Raw genomic sequence first — 26,730 nt, 5'->3', positions numbered from 1 at the left:
TTTATCTAAAACCTCCGCCGTTTGTGTTCATGTTGGTATTCGGCTGAGGAGTACTTTGCTGCGTCGGCGTCCCGGAATTGTTTCTTAAACCTCCACTATTGGAATTGCTGTTAGACGAATTATTCCTGAAACCGCTGTTTGAATTATTAGTATTATTCGAAGAGTTATTTCTGAATCCTCCGCTGTTATTCTGCTGTTTAGGAGCATTCTGTTGCTGGTTTCTGAAACCGTTATTTGATCTTTGATTATTATTTTGCCTGTTATTGTTTCTGAAACTTCCGTTGTTGGATGTTCCGTCATTTACATTTCCTCGGAATCCGTTATTTGGTCTGGCAGAGGTTGTTCCATTATCGGATCTTCTTTCAACATAAACCTTTCTTCTCGAATTGTTATAGTTTTGATAGTAGTAGGGAATTCCGTTATCATAGTAATAATTCATATTATTTCGGTAATAATACCCGTCATTTCCCCAGTATCCATCGCCACCGTAATATCCCTGTGGGGCGTAGTAATATCCGTTATCATAATACGGATCTCCATAGGTATTTGCATACGGATCCGCATAGGCTGTACACGATGCTAAAGTCGCTATGGTGACAACACTGAATGCTATTTTTAATAAATTTTTCATGACTTTTTTAAACTTTTTCTTAAACTATTCTTCCAGGTAACATAGCCCTGGATTGCCATTATAGTAAATACCAAATATTGAACCGAAGTGATTCCGAGACCTTTGTAAATCATCATGGGTATGCAGATAAAATCTCCGATGATCCAGAAAATCCAGTTTTCAATCCGTCTTTTTGCCATAAACCACATGCCTACCAGAAATACAGAGGTGGTAACGACGTCGAGCCAGTTGCCCCAATCGAGGTGATACAAACCAAGACTTACGTTTTTTATTGAAAAATGATTATCGATGTAAGGTTTATAATAATATACTATAGTTACTAAGATTAAACTTAAGGCAAAAAGTAAAATCCCGTAAAGCCATTCTTTTTTTGATGCCCATGAAACGTCCACATGGACATGATCTTCTGAGTTTCTCGCCCATAAAATCCATCCATAAACGCTCATCACAGTATAATATACATTAATCATACAGTCTCCCAAAAGTCCGAAATTGAAGAGGATGTACACATAGATCAGGGTAGATATGATACCGGTGGGATATACCCAGATATTTTTTTTAATGGAAAAATAAACGCTTAAAATTCCGAATACGGTAGCAGTGGCTTCAAGGAAAATCTGCAGTGTAGTGTAGCTTTCGTAGGGTTCTACGAAAAGATCGTATAGATTCATAAGATCAAAAATAAACAAAAAAAGAGATACTTTAAAATGATTTAAATAATATGAAAATCAGTTTTTTATATACCTTACTTTAAAATAAATGACGAAAATCTATTAATAAACGTTAAGGTTTCTAAATTTTTTATATTTTCGTAAATCTTTAATAAATAATAAAATATGTCTAAAATTTGGACCAAGAAACCGATGAGTGCTTTCGAAAATGATATGAAAAGCAGTCAGCTCAAAAGAGTGCTCGGTAAATGGAGTCTTACAGCTATCGGAATCGGAGCTATTATTGGTGGGGGAATTTTCGTACTTACAGGTACCGGAGCTTACTACCATGCAGGACCTGCATTAGCTCTTTCTTTCATTATCGCTGGAATCGCCTGTGTATTTGCAGCATTATGTTATTCAGAATTTGCATCTATTTTACCAGTAGAAGGTTCTGCTTATGCGTATGCATACGGAACTGTAGGAGAAATTTTTGCATGGATTATCGGATGGGGACTTATCCTGGAATATGCAATGGGATCTATGACGGTGGCTGTATCCTGGTCCGGATATTTTAATAAGCTTTTGAAAATGTTCGGGCTTCATTTGCCGGATTATCTTACTTCAGATCCTGCAAGTTATACAGGAGAAGGGTTTTCAATGAATTTGCCTGCTTTTGTAATCGTTCTTGTAGTGATTTCGATCCTTATTAAAGGAACCAAAGAAGCTGCAAAAGCAAATAATCTTATTGTGATTATGAAAGTTTCTGCGGTAATATTTGTAATCGTCGCTGGTGCTTTCTTCATTAATACTGAAAATTGGAATCCTTTTATCCCTGTAGCTACAATGGTTAAAGAAGGGGATAGTATGAAAGAAGCGTATGGTGTTCAGGGTATTATATCGGGAGCTGCTGCCATTTTCTTTGCGTATGTGGGCTTCGATGCGGTTTCTACACAGGCAGGGGAAGCTATTAATCCTAAAAAAGATGTTCCTTTTGCGATTATTGTTTCACTTTTGGTTTGTACAGCATTATATATATTAGTGTCTTTGGTACTTACAGGAATGATGAACTATAAGGATTTTGATCCTCACGGAAATTATCCGGATGCGATTAAGGCGCCTGTAGCGTATGCATTTGAAATTGCCGGACAAGGATGGGCGGGTTATATTATCACGATAGCTGCAACAGTAGGACTGGTTTCCGTGTTAATGGTAATGATCATGGGACAATCGAGAATATTTTTAGGAATGTCTAAAGATGGTCTTATTCCTAAATTGTTCAGTGATGTACATCCTGTAAGAAAAACTCCTGCAAAAAGTTTAATGCTTTTAGGGATTTTAATTGCCACGGTTGCTGCATTTACACCAATTAGCAAATTGGCTGATATGACAAGTTTCGGTACGTTGTTCGCGTTTACAATGGTTTGTGTGGCAGTTTGGATTTTAAGAAAAAAGGAACCTCAGTTACCAAGAACATTTAAAGTTCCTGCATTGCCTGTTATTGCAACTTTAGGAATCTGTATCAATGTTTACCTAATCTGGAACCTGAGCCATGAAGCAAAATATCTTTCATTGGCATGGCTTGCATTAGGAGTGATCATTTATTTCACCTATAGTCTTAGAAACAGTAAGCTTCACAAAGTTGGTTACGGAGAAACTTTCAAGGCAGAGCAGGAGCCTTTACAAAAAACCGATTTAGATTTATAATTAATTTAATATAAATTCAAAAAATCCACAGAGAAGTTTGTGGATTTTTTATTTTTGTTACCTATGAAAAAGACCTTACCACTTTTATTTTCGTTATTGGGAGTTTTTACATTTTCTCAACAAATAGAAAGTTTTACGACTATTCTAAATGATAAAATTAGTATAAGAGCAATTGAAATATATGACAACAAAGTCTGGTACAGCGGTACGGATTCTAAATTTGGCTTTGTTGATCTGAAACATCCTAAAAAACAAAGACAGATAGAATTATCAGATAAAAAACTTCAGTTTAGAACTTTAGCTCAGGACAAAAAATATTTTTATACGATAAACATTGAAAGCCCGGCTTATTTTTTTCGGATCAATAAAAGTAACTTAAAACATAGTATTATTTTTGAAGATACTTTGAAAACTGCTTTTTATGATGCGCTACATTTTGTAAATGAAAATAAGGCATTTGCATTAAGCGATCCCGACAAAGATGGGAATGCACGTATTTTGCAGTATAATAAAAAAAATAATCTTTTTTGGACAAATCAAACAAACGGGTTGGAATTTAAAAAAGGAGAAGCTGCATTTGCTGCAAGTAATTCTAATATGGCATCATCGGAAAATCATTTGTGGATCGCCACAGGAGGTGCTACTTCCAGGGTTTTTAGAAAAGATTTTGATACCAACATTGTTTGGCAATTTCCGAAACAACCTTTTATTTCCGGAACATCATCACAAGGGATTTATTCCATCGATTTTTACAAAGATTTATTCGGTATTGCAGTAGGTGGAGATTATACTAAGCAAAATGAGAATATCAACAATATCGCTACTACAAATAACGGCGGAGAAAGCTGGACCATCCAGGCTTCGGGCCAAAATGCAGGTTACATGACTTGTGTAAAAATAAAACCCGATTCAAAAGGAAAAGAAATTATAGCAGTAGGAGATCAACACATCAGCTACTCTTCAGATTTTGGGAAAACCTGGAGAAAAATTTCCGATGAAAAAGGATTTTTCGTGTGCCAGTGGATTGATGAAAATACTGTTGTTTTTGCAGGAAAGGACAAGATTTCTGTGATGAAATTAAGATTCTGATTTTATCATTATCTGACCAATCTTTTGTAATTAATAATATTATTGATTATTTCAATTAAATTGAAGTATTTAGACTGATTATAAATTTCGCGAAAAGATCCTAATATATTTCATGATTAGAAATTCATCAGATATCTTTAATTTTGCATTATGAAACTTTTACGAAAGTTCATTAAAATTTTAAATCGAAATGAATTCTTTAATAGATAAATATAATATTCCCGGACCGCGTTACACCTCTTATCCTACGGTTCCGTATTGGGATGAAAGCAGTTTTTCCCCGGAATTGTGGAAGCAGAGTGTCATCAGAACGTTTAAGGAATCGAATGCAGAAGAAGGGATTTCCATCTACATCCATCTGCCTTTTTGTGAGGCGTTGTGTACATTTTGTGCCTGCCATAAACGCATCACCAAGCAGCATAGCGTAGAAATACCATACATGGAGAGTGTATTGAAAGAATGGCAGCTTTATCTTAATTTATTTAATGAAAAACCAAAGCTAAAGGAACTTCACCTGGGCGGTGGAACGCCAACTTTCTTTTCTCCACAGAATTTAAAAACCTTACTGGAAGGGATTTTTGAAACGGTTGAAATTGCCGAAGATCAGGAATTTTCTTTTGAAGGACATCCTAATAATACCACCAGAGAGCATCTACAGACCTTATATGATCTTGGTTTCAGAAGAGCAAGTTTCGGAGTTCAGGATTATGATCTGAAAGTTCAGAAGGCGATCAACAGGATTCAGCCTTTTGAAAACGTAAAAAAAGTAACGGAATGGGCAAGAGAAATCGGATATACGGGGATCAGTCATGATCTTGTTTTTGGTCTTCCCCATCAGACTTGGGAAGCGATGGAATATACCATCCGTAAAACGATGGAATTAAAACCCGACCGTCTTGCTTTCTATTCCTACGCACACGTTCCGTGGGTAAAAGGTGTTGGGCAGAGAGGTTTTGATGAAAACGACCTTCCAAGTGGTGAGGAAAAACGCCGGCTGTATGAAGATGGTAAAAGATTACTTCAGGATTTAGGATATATCGAAGTAGGAATGGATCATTTTTCCCTTGAGCACGACGATCTTTATCAGTCTCTGATTCAAAAAAAGCTGCACCGGAATTTTATGGGATATACTTCCAGTAAGACCCAGCTGATGGTTGGGCTCGGAATGTCGGCTATTTCAGATTCCTGGTATGCTTTTGCACAGAATGTAAAAACAGTGGAAGAGTATCAGAAAATGGTTGAAGAAGGCGAAATTCCTGTGGTAAAAGGTCATATTTTAAATGAAGAAGATCTTATAGTAAGAAGGCATATTCTTAATTTGATGTGCCAGCTTGAAACTCATTTTGATATGCATAATTCATTTCCTGAATTGCAAAATGCATTTGAAATGTTAAAAGAGATGGAAAAAGATGAACTGGTTGAAATTCATGATAATCAGATCAAAATAACGGAAAAAGGAAGAGCTTTTACGAGAAATGTAGCGATGGTATTTGACCTTAGAATGATGAGGAATAAACCTGAAACAAGGATTTTCTCAATGACGATTTAGAAATAACATTAAAAAATATTCTTAAAATGTTTCTGTCAGGATATTACCTGCAGAAACATTTTTTTATTAGCCTTCGCATGGTTAGAAATATTCATCCGTATAAATCTTTGAATTTATCCTGATAATTTCGGAAAATCATCAGGATAAATTTTTAAAGTCATTAGGGTTAATTTTGAAAGCAAAATTAAACTCCGGTTAAAATACCGGAGCTTAAAGGGATTATGGATGTGTATTCCGGTTATTTGATGATGAGTTTTTTACTGTATGATTTTTGGTTGTCTGAATTAAGGTGAATAAAATAAACTCCGCTTGGAATTCCTGAAATATTTATACCATTATCATTTTCAATTTTTCCTTGTTCCAGAACTTTTCTTCCTTCGCTATTCACAATTTCCACAGTCGTATTTTTATCTTTGATTCCTTCTATGAAAACCTTTTTGGTAGCCGGATTAGGATAAATTTTTATTTGAGAGGAAAAATCATTTTCATTCGTTGCCAACGTTGATGTTGTTACTCTGAATATTTTACCGTTATTGACTGCGGCTACAAAAAGTTCATTCTGATTATTGATTCCAAACGTAGAAAAATTATTTCCGGAAAATGCAGGCGACCAGGTGATAGAATCATCATTATTCATGATTCCGATCTGGGTTGAGCAATAATCTGCAAAAATATATTTTCCCTGTAAAGCCGGATATTGGGTTCCTCTGTAAACATATCCGCCTGTAATGGAACATTTTCCGCCTGAATGGTCGTATGCTGCTACAGGGAATGTCATGGTAGACTGTGCGGCACATCCTGTTGTGTTGTATGCATTATTACCTTCGTAGCATCTCCATCCGTAGTTGATTCCTGCTTGTGTTAAAGGCATTCTATTGATTTCCTCAATCTGTCCCTGACCGACATCCGCAATCATCACGTTTCCTGAAACCGTGTCGAAATTGAATTTCCATGCATTTCTCAATCCGTAAGCCCAAACTTCATCAGCTCCGTCAGTCCCTACAAAAGGATTGTCAGCAGGAATATTGTACGCCCCTGTAGAATTGATATCCAATCTCAGGAGTTTTCCTAAAAGAGAATTTTTGTTTTGCGAGTTGTTATTAGGATCTCCGCCGCTTCCGCCATCACCGGTAACGATCCAAAGATATCCGTCGGGAGCAAAATGTATGCTTCCGCCATTGTGATTATCGAACGGTTTGGGTTGGTTTAAAATAATTTTTTCCGTTGTTACGTCGGCCACATCCGGATTTGAACTTCTGGTGTACCTGGCTACCGTAATATTTCCGCTGGTATCGTTGTAATACACAAAAAAATACCCATTGGTTGAGTATTGCGGATGAAAAGCCAGTCCTAAAAGTCCTCTTTCACCTCCATAGGTTATTTTTGAGCTGATATTCAGGAAATTGGTCGAATTTGTTGTTCCGTCAGGCTGTACGATTTTGATGATTCCGTTTTGCTGAACTACAAACATTCTGCTGTCATTGGCATTTGTAATTTCTACCGGTGCTGTAAACCCGGCTGCAAATTCTTCCAGGTTAATGCTTTGGGCATTAAAAAAGAAAGAAGAAAATAAGCTTGCGCCAAAAAGTAGATTTTTCATAATATTTTGATATTTAGTGTATTAAACAACAATGAAAATTTCGTACCAATTAAACATTATAGAATTCATTAAAATACCATTAAAAAATTATTAAATCTTAAATGAAAATAAGAATGCCGATATATCTGAAAATAAAGGATTTCTGTTGTTAAATATTCATAAAATACAAGAAAATGATTATATTTGCCGACTTAATTTAACGTAGTTATAACAAAATGCAAGGAAAAGGACTTATTACAATTGTTGCTATTGTACTAGGGTTGATTTGCTTAAACGAGCTATTACCAACATGGTACGCCAGCAAAATTGAAAAGCAGGCGACTGCTATTGCAGGAGACAATCCGGAGAAGTATCAGAAAGAAATCGCTAGACTTTCTAAGGATACTCTGAATCTTGGATTCACTAAACTTTATTACACCAAAGCCAAAGACAAAGAAATGAAGCTTGGTCTTGACCTTAAAGGCGGGATCAACGTTCTTTTGGAGATCAACCAGAGAGACCTGGTGAATGATTTGACAAATTATTCTACCAATCCGGTTCTTATCGAGGCTTTGAATAAAACGGATGAAGTTCAGAAGAATTCTACAAAATCTTACATCGACAACTTTTTTGATCAGTTCGATGCAATTAACAAAGCAAAAGGTACAAATCTGAAGCTGGCAGATCCGGAACTTTTCGGAAACACAACGCTTACTGAAGTAAAGTACAATACTCCTGACGAGCAGGTAAAAAGCATTGTTAAAAGAAAAATCGATGCGTCTGTAGGTACGGCTTACGAAGTAATCAGAACCAGAATTGACAAAATGGGTGCTGTGCAGCCGAATGTACAGAGAGTGCCTGGTACCGCAAGAATTTCTGTGGAAATGCCCGGTATGAAGGACATCGATAAAGTAAAAAAGATGCTTCAGACTTCTGCAAAACTTCAGTTCTGGGAAGTACAGCAGGTTCCTGAAATTGCGCCATATTTCCAGACATTAACTTCGGTGGTGGCTGCAAAAGGTGATTCTATGGGGGTTGCGAAAACAACAAACTTCATGAATATTATTCACCTTGATAAATTAAGAACGAATGGTGTTGCCAACGTAAAATTGTCTGATACTGCTGCTGTAAACAAAATTCTGAACAGCAAAGTAGCGCAGTCTTTACGTCCGGTTAATATTAAATATACACAATTCATGTGGGGATACAAGCCTGAAGCAACTGATGCTGAAAGCTTAGTATTATATGCAATCAGAGGGAATATCAACCAAAAAGCTCCGGTAGATGGTGCTGTTGAAACTGCTAATATCGGCTATGATGAGCTGAGCAGAGTAGTGGTAGATATGCAGATGGATTCCAAAGGAGCTAAAGAATGGAAAACTCTGACTGAAAAGAATGTTGGTAAACCTGTTGCTGTAACGCTTGACAACAGAGTTTATACCGCACCAAATGTTGTGAATGCCATTCCTAATGGTAGAACACAGATTTCCGGTAATTTCTCTCAGGAAGAAGCCAAGGAATTGGTAGATGTTTTAGGTGCAGGAAAATTACCTGCAGGTGCGAAAGTAGTTCAGGCTACCGTAGTAGGACCATCACTGGGACAAGAGTCTATCGATGCCGGGATGATGTCTTTCGGAATTGCATTCTTATTAATTATAGCGTATATCATTTTCTATTACGGTGGAGCTGGTGTATATGCTGTCATTGCAATGATCATCAACTTATTCTACATTTTTGGAATTATGGATTCCGTAGATGCTACCCTTACACTTCCTGGTATCGCGGGTATCGTGCTTACGATGGCTATGGCGGTAGATACGAACGTGATTATATATGAAAGAACAAAAGAAGAACTCTTCGCCGGCAAGAGTATTCTTGAAGCATACAAAGATGGTTTCAAACACGCCTTAAATGCAATTGTAGATGGTCACCTAACGACATTGCTTACTGCTGGTGTGCTTTTCCTTTTCGGAACTGGGCCAATCAAAGGTTTTGCATTAACATTGGGAATCGGTATTTTGATGACTTTCTTTACTTCGGTATTGATCTCAAGGGTAATGATCTTCTCAAGATTAAATAAAGGAAAACACCTTTCCGTATGGACGGGGGCTACGAAAAATCTTTTCAGAAATACATGGATCGATTTTATAGGGAAAAGAAAATATGCTTACATCGTTTCAGGTATTTTAACGATTGTTTGTATTGCATCTATCGCTATTCATGGCTTTAAATACGGTATCGACTTTACCGGAGGTAGAAATTATGTAGTGAGATTCGATAAAACGGTAAATGCTGAAGATGTTGAGGCTAGTCTTGTTAAAATGTTTCAGACTGAAGATGGTAAGAACTCTTCTGTTGAAGCTAAAACTTTCGGTAACGACAAACAGCTGAAAATTTCTACAGATTATCTTATTGAGGACGAATCTTTAAAAGCAGACCAGACTGTTGAGCAGAAATTATACGAAGGATTAAAATCCAGCCTTCCTGCAAATACAACGATGAAAGATTTCAAAGCCCCTGAAAAAGCTCATGCCGGAATCATTTCTTCTGAAAAAGTAGGACCTACAGTGGCTGATGATATCAAAACTCATGGTATCCTTGCGGTAATTGCGGCTTTGGCAGGTATTTTCATCTACATTTTGGTAAGATTCAGAAAATGGCAATTCTCCCTTGGTGCTGTTGCAGCATTATTCCACGATGCGGTTATTATTTTGGGAGCATATTCATTACTCCATAAATATATGCCATTCAATATGGAGATCAATCAGGATTTTGTGGCGGCGATTCTTACAGTATTGGGATATTCTATCAATGATACGGTAATTATCTTCGACAGAATCAGGGAATATTTGAGAGAGAAGAAATCTTTAACACTGGCTGGATTATTCGATGATTCTATTTCCAGTACGTTAGGTAGAACATTCAACACCTCATTTACTACCATCTTAGTAATTTTAGCGATCTTTATTTTCGGTGGAGATAACCTGAGAGGATTTATGTTTGCTATGTTGATCGGTATCGGATTCGGTACATATTCATCAATCTTCGTAGCATCTGCAATTGCTTATGACTTCTTGAAAACCGGTAAGGAAGAAGAAGTTCACGGTAAATCAACTACGAATAAAGAAGTACTTGCTTCAAAATAATTTATACTACAATAAATAAGAAAAAGCCTTTCAGTGATGGAAGGCTTTTTTGTTGGCATTTTTTAATAGTTAATAGTCAGTTCCTTCGGAGTCAAAGTGAATTTAATTTAAAAATTGATTTTGCGAGTAAAATTACCAATTGACAATTCAAACTATTCTCCGATTTCACTATTTTTGCACCATTATGGAAAACTCAAGGAAGAAAGCTGCGATGAGCTTTATATTTATTACATTGCTCATTGATATTACGGGATGGGGAATTATCATTCCGGTGGTTCCTAAACTTATTGAGGAGCTGATTCACAGTGATATAAGTGAGGCTGCAAAATATGGCGGCTGGCTTGGGTTTGCTTATGCGTTTACACAATTCATTTTCTCGCCGGTTGTAGGAAACCTGAGTGATAAATTCGGAAGAAGACCAATCATCCTGATTTCTCTTTTCGGATTTGCGGTTGACTATATTTTGCTGGCTTTGGCTCCAACGATACTTTGGCTGTTTATCGGAAGGATTATTGCCGGAATTACGGGTGCGAGTGTAACTACCGCCAGTGCCTATATTGCAGATATTTCAACAGATGAAGACCGCGCAAAGAATTTTGGACTTATTGGTGCAGCTTTCGGACTGGGATTTATTATCGGACCAGTTTTAGGAGGTCTGTTAGGGCATTATGGAGCGAGAGTTCCATTTTATGCGGCGGCTGTATTATGTTTGTTAAATTTCCTTTACGGTTATTTTATCCTTCCGGAAAGTTTAGATAAAGATAAAAGAAGAGAATTCAACTGGAAGCGCGCCAACCCGATTGGTTCGTTTAAATTTTTAGGAAAACACCCGGAAATTTCAGGATTGATTGTTTCTTTGATTTTAATTTATATTGCTGGCCATGCCGTACAGAGTAACTGGAGCTTCTTTACCATGTATAAATTCAGCTGGAACGAAAGAATGGTAGGCATATCTTTAGGTGTTGTCGGTTTACTGGTAGGTCTTGTCCAGGGAGGTTTGATCAGATGGACAACTCCACGATTGGGCGAACAGAAAAGCATCTATTATGGACTGACGCTTTATGCGATAGGGATGTTGTTATTTTCATTTGCCACTCAGGGATGGATGATGTTTGTTTTTTTAATTCCATATTGTCTGGGAGGGATCTGTGGTCCCGCACTTCAATCGGTTATTACCAAAAGTGTCCCGTCGAATGAACAAGGAGAGCTACAGGGCGCACTTACCAGTCTTATGAGTGCGACTGCGATTATCGGGCCGCCGATGATGACGAATTTGTTTTACTATTTTACTCATGATGAAGCACCGTTTAAGTTTTCAGGGGCTCCATTCTTTCTGGCTTTTATTTTAATGAGTATAAGTGTGATTATTACGTATTTCAACTTTCAGAAAAAGAAAATTAAAAAAGAAGAAATTAATCTATAAAGCAAATCATCAGTTTGATTCGTCTGACAGGTTTATGTTGATTAATTTAGAGTAATCTGGTTTTGAATTGTGCTATTTTCATATATTTGATGAAAATAGCATGAATATGAAAAATTTTAAAATTTTATTGGCATTTATTACAATAGTGATATTTTCCGGTTGCAGTTCCGGTGACAATTCTTCCCAAGATGACAGCAATAATGAAAACAATTCGGAAGTTCCCACAATTTACAAGAAGATTTACGGTGCTTTGAGCATTACTTCAGACGGTACTTATGTTTATATCAAAACCAATGGTACACCCGACCATAAAAGTATTTACTACCCTGCAGCAAATAGTCTGTATGAAAACTTTTCCGGAACTACCTATGGAGACTTTACATTTTCTAAAAATCCGAATTCTATTTCAACAAAAAATTATACATTTAAAATTCCGATTAATCCTGCTGTTAATTCAGCTCATATTGCCACGCCTCTTGGTCCTATAGGAGTTTCTCTTAATGGAGTTCCTTTTTTTAACCAATATGCAGGCCCAAATCAGCCTCTTTCAGGCGAAATTGTTTCCTTTGACCAATGGTGGGGGCATCCGGCGCAGGCAGGAGATTATCATTATCATGTGGAACCTAAATATTTAACCACGGTAAAAGCATCCAAATCTGCATTGCTTGGCTTTTTGCTGGATGGCTTTCCTGTTTACGGGCCTGAAGAAGGAGGCATAACCGTTACAAATGCTTCACTTGATGCTTACCACGGGCATACATCTGCAACAGCAGATTATCCTAACGGTATTTACCATTATCATATCACAAATAATGATCCGTACATCAACGGAAATGGTTTTTATGGCACACCGGGAACTGTTAGTAATTAATCTCTTATTTTTCTTATTGATATCATGTGAATCACCGGAAGAAAAAAAACTGAGTTATTATAATCTGAATGCAATTCACTTGGAGAATAATAATGGCCAGGTTTTTCATGATAGTAAACTCTTTTCAGGAGTTGTTTATTCTTTGTACCCTGGCACGAAAGATACGGCAGAAATAATGGAATTTAAAAATGGTAAAGAAAATGGAGAATGGAAACAGTTTTTTCCCAGTGGAAAATTATCTGCACAACGTTTTTTTGATAAAGGAGTGAAGGTTAAAAGTCTTAGAGAATGGTGGGATAACGGAAATATGAAAATATCCGGTTTTTTCCTTAAAGGTGAAAATAATGGAGAATACAAAGAATGGAACAGGGACGGCCGTCTGGTAAAAGAAATGCATTATAAACTGGGCTATGAAGAGGGAATCCAGAAACAGTTTTACGACAACGGAAAGATAAGATCCAATTATGTGGTAAACCATGGAAAAAGATATGGATTATTAGGAACAAAAAATTGCGTAAATGTCACGGACAGTGTTTTTCAGAAATAGTTTTATGATTTTATTGTGTATTCTTTCCTGCAAAAAGAAGGAGGAAAGTTCAGTACCTTATTACAATACACCGGATTTTACGCCATATTTTTTGTCTAAGGAAGAAGCGTCAGAAAAAATTACTCATAGGATTGGTACTTTTTCATTTACGGATGAGGATTACAAAACCATCACGGATAAAACTGTCGATCATAAAATACATATTGCAAGTTTTATTTTTACTTCCTGTGGCAGTATATGTCCGACCATGATTCGGAATCTGAGCTTGGTAGATCAGAAATACAGGAATGATCCCGACGTTGTTTTATTGTCTTTCTCCGTAACTCCGTGGATCGATACTTCATCCAAGCTGAAAGCTTTTAAAGAATCTCACAAAATAACCAATCCCAACTGGCATTTTCTTACCGGAAGCAAAGGCGAAATCTACAAGCTTGCCCGAAAGTCCTATTTTGCCGAAGAAGATCTTGGTTTTACCCGCGACAGCACAGAATTTCTTCATACGGAACATATTATTTTATCGGATCAGAACAGAAAAATAAGAGGAATATACAACGGAACTCTACAGACAGATATCGAACAGCTCATCAGAGATATTTCAATTCTGAAAGTAGAATAATGCTATCAAACTTAATATTTTATTAAAACTTAATATTTCATATTCAGTTTCGCATTTCTTTTGTAATTTTGTGTTATGGAACTAAGCATTGGAGAAATGGCATTGATTGCTATAGCAATTGTCGTATTATTCGGACCGGATAAACTTCCCCAGATTGCCCGAGATCTGGGTGCGGGGGTAAGGAAGATGCGTGGGGCAGTGGAAGATATCAAAACTGAAATCATGAAGGAAACAGATAATCCTGTTTCTGAGATTAAACGTGAGATTGAGAAAGTGAAAGATGCTGCAAAAGATTTCAATCCGATGAAAGATGTTCAGAAGGATATTCTTACTGATCCTCAAACCTCAAATCAACCTCCACAGCCGAAACCTTCCGAAGACGAAACCTATGAAGGCCCTATAAGCAGATAATATGGAAGAAATTATTCAGGAAGACAGAAAGCTATTCTTGTTTCTCAATAATTTGGGGAATTCTTCTTTTGATCAGTTTTGGATGCTGATTTCAAGTACATGGATCTGGGTTCCGCTTTATATTATTTTTTTATATTTCTTATTTAAAAATTATAAACTAAGATCTTTAGTTTTTATTCTGATATTTGTCGCTATAGGAGTTACGGTTTCCGATCAGGTTGCGGGTATTTTCAAACATGGTATTGAGAGATTAAGGCCATGTCATGATCCTGCCTTAGAGCATCACATGAGGATTGTAAAATGCGGCGGGCAGTTCGGGTTTTATTCTGCGCATGCTTCCAATACATTCTTTTTGGCAACCTATTTAAGTATTTTATTAAAAAATAAGCTTAAATGGTTTCCTTATGCTATATTTGTGTGGGCAGTAGTAGTATCTTACAGTCGCATATATTTAGGAGTGCATTTCCCGATAGATATTTTGGTGGGGGCGTTTGTTGGAACTTTATTGGGGCTGGTGTTTTCTGCACTCGCAAAAAAAGTGATCAACAAACAAAATATAACCTCATGAAAAAACATTTACTTTTTTTAACTTTAACATTTTCAATAGTATATCTGCAGGCTCAAGACAAAAAAATTGCTGAAGAATGTTTTCAGAAAGCAGATTATAAGTGTGCTGAAGAAGAATATTCAAAGCTTGTTCAGAGTGAGAAAATCCAGAAATTACAATCTGAATATTATAATTATCTCGGAACTTCCCAAAGAAGACTCGGTAAAACAAATTCAGCGTTCAAATCTTACGAATCGGCGTTAAAAGCCAATCCTATGTCTGCCGCGGTGTATGCAAATTTAGGTTCTATTCATGGTCAGAAGGGCAATAAACAGGCTGCATTGGATTATCTTAATCAAGGTCTTAAGCTCGAACCGGAAAATGCAGACATGTATCTTACCCGCTCTAAAGTGTATGAAAATCTGGGTAAAAAAGATCTGGCTGCAAAAGACCTGAATCAGATATTAAGCTTTGCTCCGGACAATATTTACGCCCGAACAGGACTCGCCAATCTGAAAAAAAACAGTGGCGATCTTGAAGGCGCACTGAAGGATTATAATCAGTTGATTTCCGAAAAGCCGGAATCTCTTTTGTACAGCGGAAGAGGTGATGTTTATTTTAAATTAAAGAAAAACAAAGAAGCGCTCGCAGATGTTAATAAAGCAATCTCTATTGATCCTAAATTTGCGCAGGCTTACGTAAATAAAGCACTAATTTTATTTGAAACTGCAAAGCCAAAGGAAGCTTGCGCAAGTCTTGATAAGGCGGTAAGCCTGGGCTATGAAAAACCTCTATTGATAGAATATTACTCTAAATGTGAGGTTAAAAAATAAGTTTATGGTAAGTTTTTAGGTTTCGGGGGGGCGGCTTCGCCGCCCCCCCCGAAACCTAAAAAAACTGATTAATCATTATGATACGGTTTTCCCTGTAAAATCTGATCTGCGCGATAAAGTTGCTCTACAATAAAAAGCCTTATCATTTGATGCGTGAAAGTCATTTTCGATAATGATATTTTTTCATTTGCTCGGGTATAAATGTCATCAGAAAATCCATACGCACCACCAATAAGAAGATGAACTTTTTTCACTGAAGAATTCATCCATGTGTCAATTTTCTTTGAAAATTCCCGGCTTGTAAGCTGCTTGCCTTTTTCATCTAAAATCAGGACGAAGTCTGTTCTGTCTATATAATTCATGAACAGTTTTGCTTCTTCTTTCTTTAAAAGATCAGCAGATAAACTTCTTGCGTTTTTCACATCAGGAATTTCAGTAATTTCAAAATTCCAGTGCTTGGGAAGTCTTTTTAGATAATAATTGATTAAAGAAGTAATTTCCTTATCATCTGTTTTACCGATACAAAGCAAGTTAATCTGCATTTTTATTTTAAATTAAGCTTCAAAGATATTCATAAATCAAGAAATGTCATAATCACGTTCTGCAATACCGGAATCCAAGTCTGAAAAAATTATTATTTTTGTATTATGCCAAGTCAATGAAAATAACAATACTGCCTTTTCTGCTTTTGTGTTTTCCACTAATCTCCTTTTCTCAGGAAGTTAGTGATGAAGAGTTAGATCAGTACTTTGAAAAAGATAAAAAGAAAATTTCTGTTGTTGGAGGATTAAGTTATCTTCATAATTCATTTGGTTTGTTATATGAAGATAAGGTTTTCCGTTTAAGACCCAATGATGCATTTTATACAGAATTTTTTCTAAGATATCGCTGGCTCGACATTAGTTTTTCCTTTGCTCCCAAGCTCACGAATATCAATAATGACGATCCGGAAAAAGGAAAATCAAAATATTTCAACTTTGGATTCACTTTTTTCCTCACCCCCAAGATCAGGCAATATATCTATTTCAGCCAGGTGAAAGGCCTCTATTTTCAGGACACCAGAGAATTTATGCAACTGTTGTACGGAAACGATTATAATGAAGAAGGTTACCTGCAGTTTCCTGATGCAAAATACCGTTCTTTTAAAGGTGAAACAACCTATTTGTGGGTAGGAAATAAATCAGGTTACAGAAGTTTCAACAATATGACCTATCAGCCGCTGAAAGATGTTTTCGTAGTAAGTACAGGGCTGTTTTACCAATATAATATTCTAAGTGATGTCAACAAAACAATCTATCAGGGACAAATTTTTACAGAAAATGATGATCCGCCTTCAAAGGACTTCAGAATTGCTTTACGGTCGGGCGGAGGTGTCCAAAAGAAAATTAAACCCCATTGGTATGCTATTATGGAAGTATACCCGGAATTATATTATGCAAAGCTGATCGACGAAAATTTTCATGAATTTAATGTCGGGCTTTATTCAAATGCAAGAATAGGATATGACAATGGAAAATGGTTTTTTGGCGGTGGAACCCAACTCAACTGGATTAATAGTTCCAACGAAAATTTTTACTCTACCACACAATGGCTTTTCAGGATAGGAATTGGTTTTCGGTTTAATTCTCCTACATTTGTAAACAGAAACTTTGATAAAATAGATAATATTTTAAAGTAATATGGCTGTAAAACTTCCAAAATTTATAATAAAAGTTAAAGAATTTTTCGATGATATACATATTCCTCTCTTAGGAATATCGGTTTGGCAGATGTTTCAGATTTATATCCGGGGAATTTTTAAAGAAAAAATAGGCAGAAAGGCAGCCGCTATTTCCTGGAGTTTCACGATCAGTTTATTTCCTTTTATCCTGTTTTTATTGTCAGTTATACCCTATATGCCTCATTATGAAAAGCTGCAGTATTATATATTTGATGTACTGATGCACAATGTTTTTCCTTCTAATATGGAAGGTGACGTGCGTGGATATATCGAAAAGAGTATTGTTCCCAATATGAAGGGAATCAGCAATTTGACGATTGTTTTAGCATTGGTTTTTGCAACTAATGGAACTTTTTCTCTTATAAATGGTTTCAATGAAACAACGGATGAAAAGATGACCGATGTAAAAGAATTTATCCTTTCATTTTTTATTACGATCGGGTTTGTCCTGATTGTTTTTCTGGCGCTTTTCGGGATATACTATTCAGAAGTGGTTCTAAAGCAGTTTACGCCCGTTTATGACGTCTCTTGGCTGGTTAATAACCTTTCGGAAATCATTGGTTTTGTGTCTTTTCCTTTATTTTATTTTATTCTTCTGACTCTTTTTTACTGGCTTGGAACGGTGAAGATCGTCAGATTCAGACAGGCAATTCCGGGAGCTATTTTAACAACGGTTTTATTTGTGGTAACTACGTATTTTTTTGCATTATATGTTAAAAATATTGCCCGCTACAACGTTTTGTATGGCTCAATAGGAAGCATGATTCTTCTGATGGTTTGGGTAAATGTAAATGTTTATCTCCTTCTTTTCGGAAATGAACTGAATCTTGCGATCAGAAAGCTCCGGATCGAAAAATTATTATCCGATCAAATAAAAAAGTCCAGACATTAGGAATCTAAAAACAAAGAATAATAGTACCTGAAAGCTTAATTTTAATCTTCTTCAATTCCCTGTTTAGAGCTAAAATTTAAAATGATATAGCCGGTAACAGCTGCTAAAAAGGATGCTATCAAAATGGCAAATTTAGCTTCGTCCTGAATTTCAGTCTCATTCTTAAAGGATAGTAATGCGATGAATATTGACATGGTAAAGCCAATTCCGGCCAGAAATCCTACGCCCAGCATTTGTTTCCAGGAACTGTTCTGAGGTAATGAACTTAATTTTAATTTTACTGCCAGTAAAGAAAAAAGATTTATTCCGATCAATTTTCCGGCAACCAGTCCGCAGATAATTCCCAACCCTAAAGTACTTGTAAGTCCTGAAATCATTTCAGCAGTAAAAGTGATATTGGTATTGGTTAATGCAAATATTGGCATAATCAGGAAGCTCACCGGAAAATGGAGTTTATGTTCAAGTTTTTCCAAGGGCGAGATTTCAGTATCGGAAATATTAGTGGGAATTGAAAATGCAAGTAATACGCCCGCAATTGTTGCATGAATTCCCGAATGATGCAGGAAATACCATAAAAAAAGGCCGGGAATAAGATAAAAAACAATTTTTTTAACCTTCAAAAAATTCAGCAAAAATAAAAGTGCCGTAACACCAAATGACATTAACAAATACATCCAGTGAATCTGTTCGGTGTAAAATATCGCTATTACAAGAATGGCTCCCAGATCATCAACGATGGCCAGAGCAGCCAGAAAAATTTTAATTGAGTTCGGAATTTTTTTACCCAACATGGAAATAATTGCCAGTGAAAAAGCAATGTCGGTAGCCATAGGAATTCCCCATCCGTTTCCATATGCCGTTCCAAAGTTGAAAGCTGTATAAATAAGAGCAGGAACCACCATTCCGCCGATTGCTGCAAAAATAGGTAACGAAGCATTCTTAAATGAAGAGAGTTCGCCTTCGACCATTTCTCTTTTTATTTCAAGACCTACAAGTAGAAAGAATACAGCCATCAGGCCGTCATTGATCCAGATACTGATAGGATATTTCAAACCAAAAACTACAGTGCCGATTTCTTTATCTAAAAAATACTGAAAATTTGCTGCCGCGTGCGAATTGGCAATTAATAAAGCGATTAATACACAAAAAATCAAGAGGATACCCGAAGTTTGGCTGCTGCTGAAAAACTTCTTAAAATATACTGTCAGATTCATTTTTTTAAATTATATTCTTCTTACTTTCGAAACTCCATCAATATCTTTCAGCTTTTTAAAGGTCTGCTCCAGCTGGCTTTTATTTTTCACTTCAAGGTTAATGTTTCCGGTAAAAATTCCGTCATTAGATTCAATAGACATACTTTTCATATCCATTCCCATAGCACCACTGATTACAGTTGTAATATCATTGATCATTCCCATTCTGTCGAGTCCTTCAATTTCAATTTTTACTCTGTTCTTAAAGCTTTCTGCATTAACCCATTTGGCAGGAATAACCCTGTAATCATACTGCGCCCGAAGATTGATAGCATTCGGACAATTGTCGCTGTGTACCTTGATTCCGTCTGAAATTGTGATGAACCCGAAAATTTTGTCTCCGGGAATTACGGTACAGCACTTTGCATAAGTGTAATTCAGTTTTTCTTCGTCTTTTCCAAAGACAATCATATCCAGATTCTGTTCCTTCGGCTCTATATAAGCTGTATTTTTTGAAGGAGATTTTCTGAATCTTGAAAGTAGGTTGTTAAATACATTTTTACTTTCAATATACTTTCTTAAGCTGCTTGCATCCAATTCGTTACTCTGAAATTTCAGGAACAGTTCCTGTGAGCTTTTCAGATTAAAAAATTTCTGAAGCTTATTCACCTCATCATCATTGAAGCTAATCTTTGCGTGACGAAGCTTTCGCTGAAGAATTTCTTTTCCATCTTCTACCAGTTGATTTTTTTGTGAGTTTAAATAACTCTTAATCTTTGACTTAGCTTTAGAAGTAACCACGAATTCCAGCCAGTCAGATTTGGGCTTCTGATTTTGTGAAGAGAGAATGTCCACCTGATCCCCATTCTGCAAAACATAAGAAATCGGAACCAGTTTTCCATTAATTTTTGCTCCTAAACACTTCATGCCCAGATCAGAGTGAACGGAAAATGCAAAATCGAGAGCTGTAGCATTGGTAGGCAGAATTTTAATTTCACCTTTTGGCGTAAAGACAAAAACTTCCTTAGAATATAAATTCAGTTTGATATTGTCCAGAAGTTCAGAGGTAGAAAGATTCTGCTGCTGTTCAAGCACTTCGCGTATTTCCGTAACCCAGTTTTCAAAATTCCGGTCATCGGAGCTCTGCTTGTAGCCTTCTTTATATTTGTAATGTGCCGCCACGCCTTTTTCAGCAATTTCATCCATTCTTTCGGAACGGATCTGTACTTCAATCCATTTTTTGTCGGGCCCCAGAACCGTTAGGTGAAGACTTTCGTATCCTGTGGAACGTGGCTGCGTAATCCAGTCGCGCATTCTCGAAGGGTTACTGTGATAAACATCCGTTACAATAGAATAAATTTTCCAGGCGAGGAATTTTTCATTTTTAGCGTCAGACCTGTAAATGATCCGGATGGCATAATTGTCATAAACTTCTTCAAAAGAAACGCCCTGCTTCAGCATTTTCCTGTAAATGGAAGAAATAGCTTTTGCCCTGCCTTTTATTTTAAAGTTTAATCCTTCTTCATGGAGTTTTTCAGAAACTTCTTTTTTAAATTCTTCAATGTAGCGTTCACGGTTTTCCTTGGCCAGTTCAAGTTTCTCGGTGATTTCTGTGTAAACGTCGGGATTATTATATTTTAAAGATAAATCTTCCAGTTCGGATTTAATGTTATACAAACCTAAACGGTGCGCCATGGGAGCATAAATATACACCGTTTCGGAAGCGATTTTTTTCTGTTTGTCCGGTGCCATGCTTTCCAGGGTACGCATATTGTGAAGACGGTCTGCAATTTTGATCAGGATTACCCTGAAATCTTCTGAAAGGGTAAGCAGAAGTTTCCTGTAATTCTCCGACTGAACCGATATATTCTGATGGTTCATAATTGAGATCTTGGTGAGGCCATTGACGATATTGGCAATTTTTTCACCAAAAATTTTCTTCAGGTCTTCGTATGTATAATCTGAATCTTCAATCACATCATGCAGAAGCGCACAGGCAATGGAAGTCGCGCCCAAACCGATTTCTGTTGCAACAATTTTTGCAACAGCAATGGGGTGGTAAATGTATGGTTCACCCGTTTTTCTTCGCTGGTCTTTGTGAGCGTCCAGTGCGATATCGAACGCTTTTCGGATGAGCTTGTTATTTTCTTCATCCAAAGTTCTGTATGTGTTAGAAATCAGATCCTTATACCGGGCTAAGATTTCTTTGTTCTCTTGTTCTACGTCGTAACTCATTCGTGCTAAAGCCTATATTTAAACGAAAATACGAAATTTTTTGCACTTTTCAAATACGAAAAATCCGTAGACTAATCTACGGATTCCGGTTATTAATTCTTATCATTTGTTTTAAAACTTTACCTCAGAGTCCATTCCGCTGGTAGAACCTTTAATTCTCACATCCGGACTGTTATGGATTTCTGCTTTATTTCTTACATTAATATAATTTTTAATGTCGGTATAATTTGCCTGCTTAAGGTCCATATTTTCAAAAAGATACGTTTTTAATACGGTATTCTGGCTGAAAACATTCCTTGCACTGTCAATCTGATGGTCTTTCACGGCCACACTTACCATGTAGGGCGAATGATTTTCGTCATTGAGATATACAATATAATCTGAATTCTGAAAACCAGAACTTTCTAGATCTGCTTCCAATTTCTTATAATCGCTGTGGGGTTCAAATAATCCAGCTAAAATATTTGACATAGCAATGGTTTTAATTTTGATTAAAGATACTAAAATTTTCTTATTTAAATTAATATAAATGGAATGATTTTGTTATTTTATTGTAATATCTATAAATAATTAAAATTTTATTTGATATATCTATTAAGTTTTAATTATTTAAATAAAAAAACGAGCCTAAGCCCGTTCACTATTGATTAATTAATTCTTTCATTTTTAATTTCCTCTACAATTTCAGGATTCAGTAAGGTTGTAATATCCCCGAAATTACTGAAATCACCTTCCGCAATTTTCCTTAAGATCCTACGCATGATTTTTCCTGAACGTGTTTTCGGAAGCCCGGAAACAAACTGTATTTTATCCAGCTTGGCAATCGGGCCGATCTGTTCGGAAATCAGCTGATTGATCTCTTTTTTAAGGTTTTCTTTCTGGCGGCTTTCTCCGGTTTCTTTCAGAATGACAAAGCCGTATAAAGCATTTCCTTTGATATCATGAGGATATCCGACAATTGCCGATTCTGCTACAGCAGGATGTTCGTTGATGCTGTCTTCAATAGGAGCAGTTCCTAAATTATGTCCGGAAACAATAATCACATCATCCACACGGCCGGTGATCCTGTAATATCCTACTTCATCTCTTAACGCACCGTCACCAGTGAAATATTTTCCCGGAAAAGCGGTAAAGTAAGTTTCTTTGTACCGTTGATGATCGCCCCAGATCGTCCGTGCAATTCCAGGCCAGGGAAAACGGATGCAAAGATTTCCGGTAACCTGATTTCCCATGATTTCATTACGTTTGTCGTCCATCAGAACCGGTTGTATTCCCGGTAGAGGAAGGGTAGCGTAGGTAGGTTTGGTAGGCGTTACGAAAGGAAGAGGGGAGATCATGATTCCTCCGGTTTCTGTCTGCCACCAGGTATCGACTACCGGACATTTTTTCTTTCCGACGTGATCATTGAACCAGTGCCATGCTTCCTCATTGATTGGTTCTCCTACCGAACCGATGACTTTCAGCGTACTCAGATCGTGTTTGTCTACCCATTCAGAGCTTTCTTTTGCTAGGGAACGGATAGCAGTTGGTGCCGTATAAAATTGTGTGACTTTATGTTTTTCAATCACTTCCCAAAATCTGTCGGGTTCCGGATAGGTTGGAACTCCTTCGAAAATAACGGTTGTGGCACCATTGAGAAGCGGACCGTAAAGAATGTAAGAATGTCCTGTAATCCACCCGATATCAGCGGTACACCAATAGATGTCGTTTTCTTTATAATTAAATACATTTTTAAAAGTGTAAGCAGTATAAACCATGTATCCGGCACAGGTGTGAAGCATTCCTTTCGGCTTTCCTGTAGAGCCAGAGGTGTACAGAATGAAAAGCGGATCTTCGGCATCCATAATCATAGTAACGAAATCCGGAGATGCACTTTCGTAGAGATCTGCCATCCAGAAATCCCGGTGTTCTTTCATGTTGATTTCGTTATTGGTTCTTTTTACCACCAACACTTTTTCTACACTTGGCGATTTTTCCAATGCTTCATCTACAATGCTTTTCAGGTCAAGGACTTTACTGCCTCTGTAGCTTCCGTCTGAAGTAATCACCATTTTGGCTCCACAGTCATTCACTCTGGAAGAAACAGCTGATGCAGAAAATCCTGCAAAGATCACCGAATGTACGGCTCCCAGCTTTGCACAGGCAAGCATTGTAATGGCCAGCTCAGGGATCATCGGAAGATAAATACACACTCTGTCTCCTTTTTCAATGCCCATTTCACGCAGAACATTGGCGGTTTTGTTGACTCTGGTGTACAGCTCGTTATAGGAAATATGCTGTGCTTCTTCTTTCGGATCGTTGGGTTCCCAGATGATGGCTGTTTTCTCTCCCCGCACTGAAAGATGCCTGTCCAGACAGTTTTTGGTGATATTCAGTTTTGCATTTTTGAACCAGGTAATTTTGGCTTCATTCATGTCATATTTTACCACTTTGCTCCATCGCTGATACCATACAAAATTTTGATCGGCAATCTTATCCCAGAATTTTTTAGGATTTTTAATAGAGTTTTTATACTCTTCAAAATAATGTGGTAAATCTTCTATCAGGTAGTTTCTCATACTTTCTGTTTTAGAATTATTTTTCTGTTTTGATTTTTAAAAATTTTATTATTTGTATTGATTATTTTTAATCAAATAATATGTTAAGTCATTGTTAATTAAAGGAAATATAAATTATTGCTATGCTTTATACTGCTGAATTTTCTGTTGAATTTCCCCGATAATGTTTTCATCATCAATGGTTGGCGGTACCTGAAATTCTCTTCCGTCCAATAGGGTTCTAATTAGTTTTCTTAAGATTTTTCCTGAACGTGTTTTGGGTAAACGCTTTACGGTCATCACATTCTTAAGACAGGCTACCGCTCCAATATTCTCCCGAACCATCTTTACAATATCTTTTTCCAGCTGTTCTTCCGAAATAGCAGAACCGTTTTTTACGACAACTGTTGCAAAAGGAACCTGTCCTTTTAATTCATCATCAATGCCCACGACGGCGCACTCGGCTACTTCCGGATGGGAAGAAACGATTTCCTCCATTTCTGATGTAGAAAGACGGTGTCCTGCGACATTAATTACATCATCTACTCTTCCGGTAATGAATACATAGCCGTCCTCATCCCTGATCGCCCCGTCTCCTGAAAAATAATACCCTTGATATTGTGATAGATAGCTTTTTACAAATCGTTCATGATCGTTCCAGATTCCCAACAATGCGCCGGGCGGAAGTGGCAGTTTAATTACCAGATAGCCTTCATGATGAGCATCCAGCTCATAGCCGTTTTCATCAAAAATTTTAATATCATATCCTGGAATTGGTTTTCCTGCGGAAGCTCTTTTAATAGTGTACTGGTCGTCAAAAGTCATCAGCCCCAGCATTGGCCAGCCCGATTCCGTCTGCCACCAGTGATCGATGGCAGGAACTCCAATATGCTCGGCAAACCAGTCAAGTGTGGCAACGTCGCACCTTTCTCCGGCCAGAAATTGTTTTTTAAGTTGGGTTAAATCGTATTTTTTCACCAATTCGCCGTCCGGATCTTCCTTTTTGATGGCTCTTATGGCGGTAGGGGCCGTAAACATCACCGAAACTTTATATTCCGAAATAATTCTCCAGAAGGTTCCTGCATCAGGGGTCATGACTGGTTTTCCTTCAAAAATAATAGTTGTATTTCTGTTAATTAAAGGCCCGTACACAGAAAAGCTGTGGCCAACTGCCCATCCGAAATCTGATGCTGCCCAATAGGTTTCTCCGGGCTCAACACCGTAAATCTTGGTCATTGAAAATTTTAACGCTGTCGCGTAACCGCCAGTATCTCGGGTGATGCCTTTCGGTTTTCCGGTGGTTCCTGAAGTGTACAGTAAATAGAGTGGGTGAGTAGATTCTACCGGAACACAATCTGCAGGTATCGATTGTTCAACTAATTCTTGATAATCAATCAGTCCATCAAACATTTCGTGTTGGTTATCTACTAATTTCCTGTTGTAAACAATGATGTTTTCTACTTTATCCTGAGCCAGTTCAATTGCTTTTTCAACCAGAGGCAGGTAGGGAATTCTTTTGGCAATTTCCACTCCTGCGGTTGCTGTAATCAGTGCTTTTGGCTTGCAGTCATCGATTCTTACGACAAGTTCCTGCGGTGCAAAACCTCCGAAAACCACATTATGAATCACGCCGATTCTTGCGCACGCCAGCATAGCAAAAAGCGTTTGTGGAATCATCGGCATATAAATAACGGCGGTATCGCCTTTTTCTAAACCTAATGAAACCAGGCCTCCCGCCAGTTTTGCAATTTCCTCTTTTGCCTGATTGAATGTGTATGTCTTTTTCTGTCCGGTTACCGGAGAATCATATACAATCGCTGCCTGATTACCAAAACCATCTTCAATATGTTTGTCGATGCACAAATAACACATATTCAGCTTTCCATCGGAAAACCATTGTGGATATCCGTTTCCGCCTTCAGAAAGAATTTTTGTCGGAAATTCAAACCATTTGATTTCCTGAGCCTGTTCTTTCCAGAATTCTTCTTTATGTTCTAAACTTTTTTTAAATAAATTTTCTGCGTTCATGGTAATTTTTTTGTGCTTTACATTGTTGTTGACAATTGATAATTAGTAAGTGCTAAACTTTAGCGTTGCTTCATAATTCTCTCCGGAATCATTAATAATTCTCTCTGCGTCTATAATCTATTCGTCTCTCATCTACTTATCCTTTAAACCATTTCCTCAATCAGCTGCATCAGTTTCTTTATAGAATAAGGTTTCGTTACATAAGCATCAGCGCCCATTTCAAGGCCTTTTTCAATATCTTTCGGATTATTTTTCGCGCTCAGGAAAATAACTTTAGTGTCTCTTAATTTTTCATCCTGCTTAATAATATTTAATGTGCTGAAGCCATCCAGATTAGGCATCATAATATCCAGAAGAATAACATCAGGGACCATAGTTTTCAAAAATTCTAATACTTCCGTCCCATCGCGGGCAATGTAGACGTCGTACCCATTTTTTTTAAAGCTGTATTCCAGCGACATTAATATTTTATGCTCATCATCGGCAATGATTATCTTTTTCATAATGCTTTCTTATCGTTCAACTT

22 protein-coding genes and 1 pseudogene are annotated in these 26,730 nt (G+C 37.0%); 13 read left to right on the top strand and 10 right to left on the bottom strand.

Annotated features, from left to right (window positions below; all coding sequences use genetic code 11):
* Nucleotide 1: 1 nt before the first annotated feature.
* Nucleotides 2-631 carry a hypothetical protein gene (locus tag ACWNCI_RS07145; protein WP_449387764.1) on the bottom strand — a complete coding sequence of 210 codons (630 nt, stop codon included), beginning with the start codon at nt 629-631 and terminating at the stop codon, nt 2-4.
* Nucleotides 628-1,302 carry a nicotinamide riboside transporter PnuC gene (gene pnuC / locus ACWNCI_RS07140; RefSeq protein ID WP_449387763.1) on the bottom strand — a complete coding sequence of 225 codons (675 nt, stop codon included), beginning with the start codon at nt 1,300-1,302 and terminating at the stop codon, nt 628-630. Before pnuC ends, ACWNCI_RS07145 begins: the two co-directional genes overlap by 4 nt.
* Nucleotides 1,303-1,467: 165 nt before the next feature.
* Here pnuC and ACWNCI_RS07135 point away from each other — a divergent pair, with 165 nt between their 5' ends.
* From ACWNCI_RS07135 to hemN, 3 genes are all read left to right on the top strand, one after another.
* Nucleotides 1,468-2,988 (top strand): APC family permease, encoded by a 1,521-nt coding sequence (locus tag ACWNCI_RS07135; RefSeq protein WP_449387762.1) that lies wholly within the window; start codon nt 1,468-1,470, stop codon nt 2,986-2,988.
* A gap of 63 nt (nt 2,989-3,051) precedes the next feature.
* Nucleotides 3,052-4,077 carry a glycosyl hydrolase gene (locus ACWNCI_RS07130; protein ID WP_449387761.1) on the top strand — a complete coding sequence of 342 codons (1,026 nt, stop codon included), beginning with the start codon at nt 3,052-3,054 and terminating at the stop codon, nt 4,075-4,077.
* A gap of 190 nt (nt 4,078-4,267) precedes the next feature.
* Nucleotides 4,268-5,626 carry an oxygen-independent coproporphyrinogen III oxidase gene (hemN, locus tag ACWNCI_RS07125; protein WP_449387760.1) on the top strand — a complete coding sequence of 453 codons (1,359 nt, stop codon included), beginning with the start codon at nt 4,268-4,270 and terminating at the stop codon, nt 5,624-5,626.
* A gap of 238 nt (nt 5,627-5,864) precedes the next feature.
* Here hemN and ACWNCI_RS07120 read toward each other — a convergent pair whose 3' ends face one another.
* On the bottom strand, nt 5,865-7,226 hold the full coding sequence (locus tag ACWNCI_RS07120; RefSeq protein ID WP_449387759.1) for a PQQ-dependent sugar dehydrogenase: 1,362 nt from the start codon (nt 7,224-7,226) through the stop codon (nt 5,865-5,867).
* 215 nt (nt 7,227-7,441) lie between these two features.
* Between ACWNCI_RS07120 and secD the strand changes: the two genes are divergently transcribed.
* The 8 genes from secD (at nt 7,442) to ACWNCI_RS07080 (ending at nt 15,599) form a co-directional block, all read left to right on the top strand.
* Complete coding sequence (secD, locus tag ACWNCI_RS07115; protein ID WP_449387758.1) at nt 7,442-10,351, top strand: protein translocase subunit SecD; 2,910 nt, start codon at nt 7,442-7,444, stop codon at nt 10,349-10,351.
* 154 nt (nt 10,352-10,505) lie between these two features.
* Nucleotides 10,506-11,774: a TCR/Tet family MFS transporter gene (locus ACWNCI_RS07110; protein WP_449389485.1), complete on the top strand. Its 1,269-nt coding sequence runs from the start codon at nt 10,506-10,508 to the stop codon at nt 11,772-11,774.
* 106 nt (nt 11,775-11,880) lie between these two features.
* Complete coding sequence (locus tag ACWNCI_RS07105; RefSeq protein WP_449387757.1) at nt 11,881-12,645, top strand: YHYH protein; 765 nt, start codon at nt 11,881-11,883, stop codon at nt 12,643-12,645.
* Nucleotides 12,617-13,192 (top strand): toxin-antitoxin system YwqK family antitoxin, encoded by a 576-nt coding sequence (locus ACWNCI_RS07100; protein ID WP_449387756.1) that lies wholly within the window; start codon nt 12,617-12,619, stop codon nt 13,190-13,192. The genes ACWNCI_RS07105 and ACWNCI_RS07100 overlap by 29 nt, the downstream gene beginning before the upstream one ends.
* Nucleotides 13,164-13,808, top strand: coding sequence for an SCO family protein (locus ACWNCI_RS07095; protein WP_449387755.1), 645 nt, complete (start codon nt 13,164-13,166; stop codon nt 13,806-13,808). The genes ACWNCI_RS07100 and ACWNCI_RS07095 overlap by 29 nt, the downstream gene beginning before the upstream one ends.
* A gap of 75 nt (nt 13,809-13,883) precedes the next feature.
* Nucleotides 13,884-14,219 (top strand): Sec-independent protein translocase subunit TatA/TatB, encoded by a 336-nt coding sequence (locus ACWNCI_RS07090; RefSeq protein ID WP_449387754.1) that lies wholly within the window; start codon nt 13,884-13,886, stop codon nt 14,217-14,219.
* Between the two features lies 1 nt (nt 14,220).
* Entirely contained in the window at nt 14,221-14,787 is a 567-nt protein-coding gene (locus ACWNCI_RS07085) for a phosphatase PAP2 family protein (protein ID WP_449387753.1), read from the top strand.
* On the top strand, nt 14,784-15,599 hold the full coding sequence (locus tag ACWNCI_RS07080) for a tetratricopeptide repeat protein (protein WP_449387752.1): 816 nt from the start codon (nt 14,784-14,786) through the stop codon (nt 15,597-15,599). The genes ACWNCI_RS07085 and ACWNCI_RS07080 overlap by 4 nt, the downstream gene beginning before the upstream one ends.
* A 68-nt stretch (nt 15,600-15,667) precedes the next feature.
* Here the strand turns inward: ACWNCI_RS07080 and ACWNCI_RS07075 are convergent, their stop codons facing one another.
* Nucleotides 15,668-16,141 (bottom strand): 23S rRNA (pseudouridine(1915)-N(3))-methyltransferase RlmH, encoded by a 474-nt coding sequence (locus ACWNCI_RS07075; RefSeq protein ID WP_449387751.1) that lies wholly within the window; start codon nt 16,139-16,141, stop codon nt 15,668-15,670.
* A gap of 116 nt (nt 16,142-16,257) precedes the next feature.
* On the opposite strand from ACWNCI_RS07075, the gene ACWNCI_RS07070 reads away from it, so the two are divergent.
* Together ACWNCI_RS07070 and ACWNCI_RS07065 are read left to right on the top strand one after the other, a co-directional pair.
* Nucleotides 16,258-17,277 (top strand): DUF4421 family protein, encoded by a 1,020-nt coding sequence (locus ACWNCI_RS07070; RefSeq protein ID WP_449387750.1) that lies wholly within the window; start codon nt 16,258-16,260, stop codon nt 17,275-17,277.
* 1 nt (nt 17,278) lies between these two features.
* Nucleotides 17,279-18,211, top strand: coding sequence for a YihY/virulence factor BrkB family protein (locus ACWNCI_RS07065; RefSeq protein ID WP_449387749.1), 933 nt, complete (start codon nt 17,279-17,281; stop codon nt 18,209-18,211).
* 41 nt (nt 18,212-18,252) lie between these two features.
* On the opposite strand, the gene nhaA is transcribed toward ACWNCI_RS07065, so the two are convergent.
* The 6 genes and pseudogenes from nhaA to ACWNCI_RS07035 form a co-directional block, all read right to left on the bottom strand.
* Complete coding sequence (nhaA, locus tag ACWNCI_RS07060) at nt 18,253-19,425, bottom strand: Na+/H+ antiporter NhaA (RefSeq protein WP_449387748.1); 1,173 nt, start codon at nt 19,423-19,425, stop codon at nt 18,253-18,255.
* A 9-nt stretch (nt 19,426-19,434) separates the two neighbouring features.
* Nucleotides 19,435-21,639, bottom strand: a complete 2,205-nt coding sequence (locus ACWNCI_RS07055; protein WP_346984916.1) for a RelA/SpoT family protein — start codon at nt 21,637-21,639, stop codon at nt 19,435-19,437.
* 111 nt (nt 21,640-21,750) lie between these two features.
* The gene (locus tag ACWNCI_RS07050) at nt 21,751-22,110 is read right to left on the bottom strand and encodes a hypothetical protein (RefSeq protein WP_449387747.1); all 360 of its coding nucleotides are present in this window, start codon (nt 22,108-22,110) and stop codon (nt 21,751-21,753) included.
* 176 nt (nt 22,111-22,286) lie between these two features.
* Nucleotides 22,287-24,203, bottom strand: a pseudogene (gene acs / locus ACWNCI_RS07045) (acetate--CoA ligase); the annotation flags it as partial.
* A 114-nt stretch (nt 24,204-24,317) separates the two neighbouring features.
* On the bottom strand, nt 24,318-26,204 hold the full coding sequence (locus ACWNCI_RS07040) for an AMP-binding protein (RefSeq protein WP_449387746.1): 1,887 nt from the start codon (nt 26,202-26,204) through the stop codon (nt 24,318-24,320).
* Between the two features lie 143 nt (nt 26,205-26,347).
* Nucleotides 26,348-26,707 (bottom strand): response regulator transcription factor, encoded by a 360-nt coding sequence (locus ACWNCI_RS07035; RefSeq protein ID WP_449387745.1) that lies wholly within the window; start codon nt 26,705-26,707, stop codon nt 26,348-26,350.
* Nucleotides 26,708-26,730: the final 23 nt, after the last annotated feature.

Source organism: Chryseobacterium lineare (genome assembly GCF_977014045.1).
The sequence above is the reverse complement of the archived record's forward strand: the minus strand, read 5'-3'. Positions and strand labels throughout refer to the sequence as shown.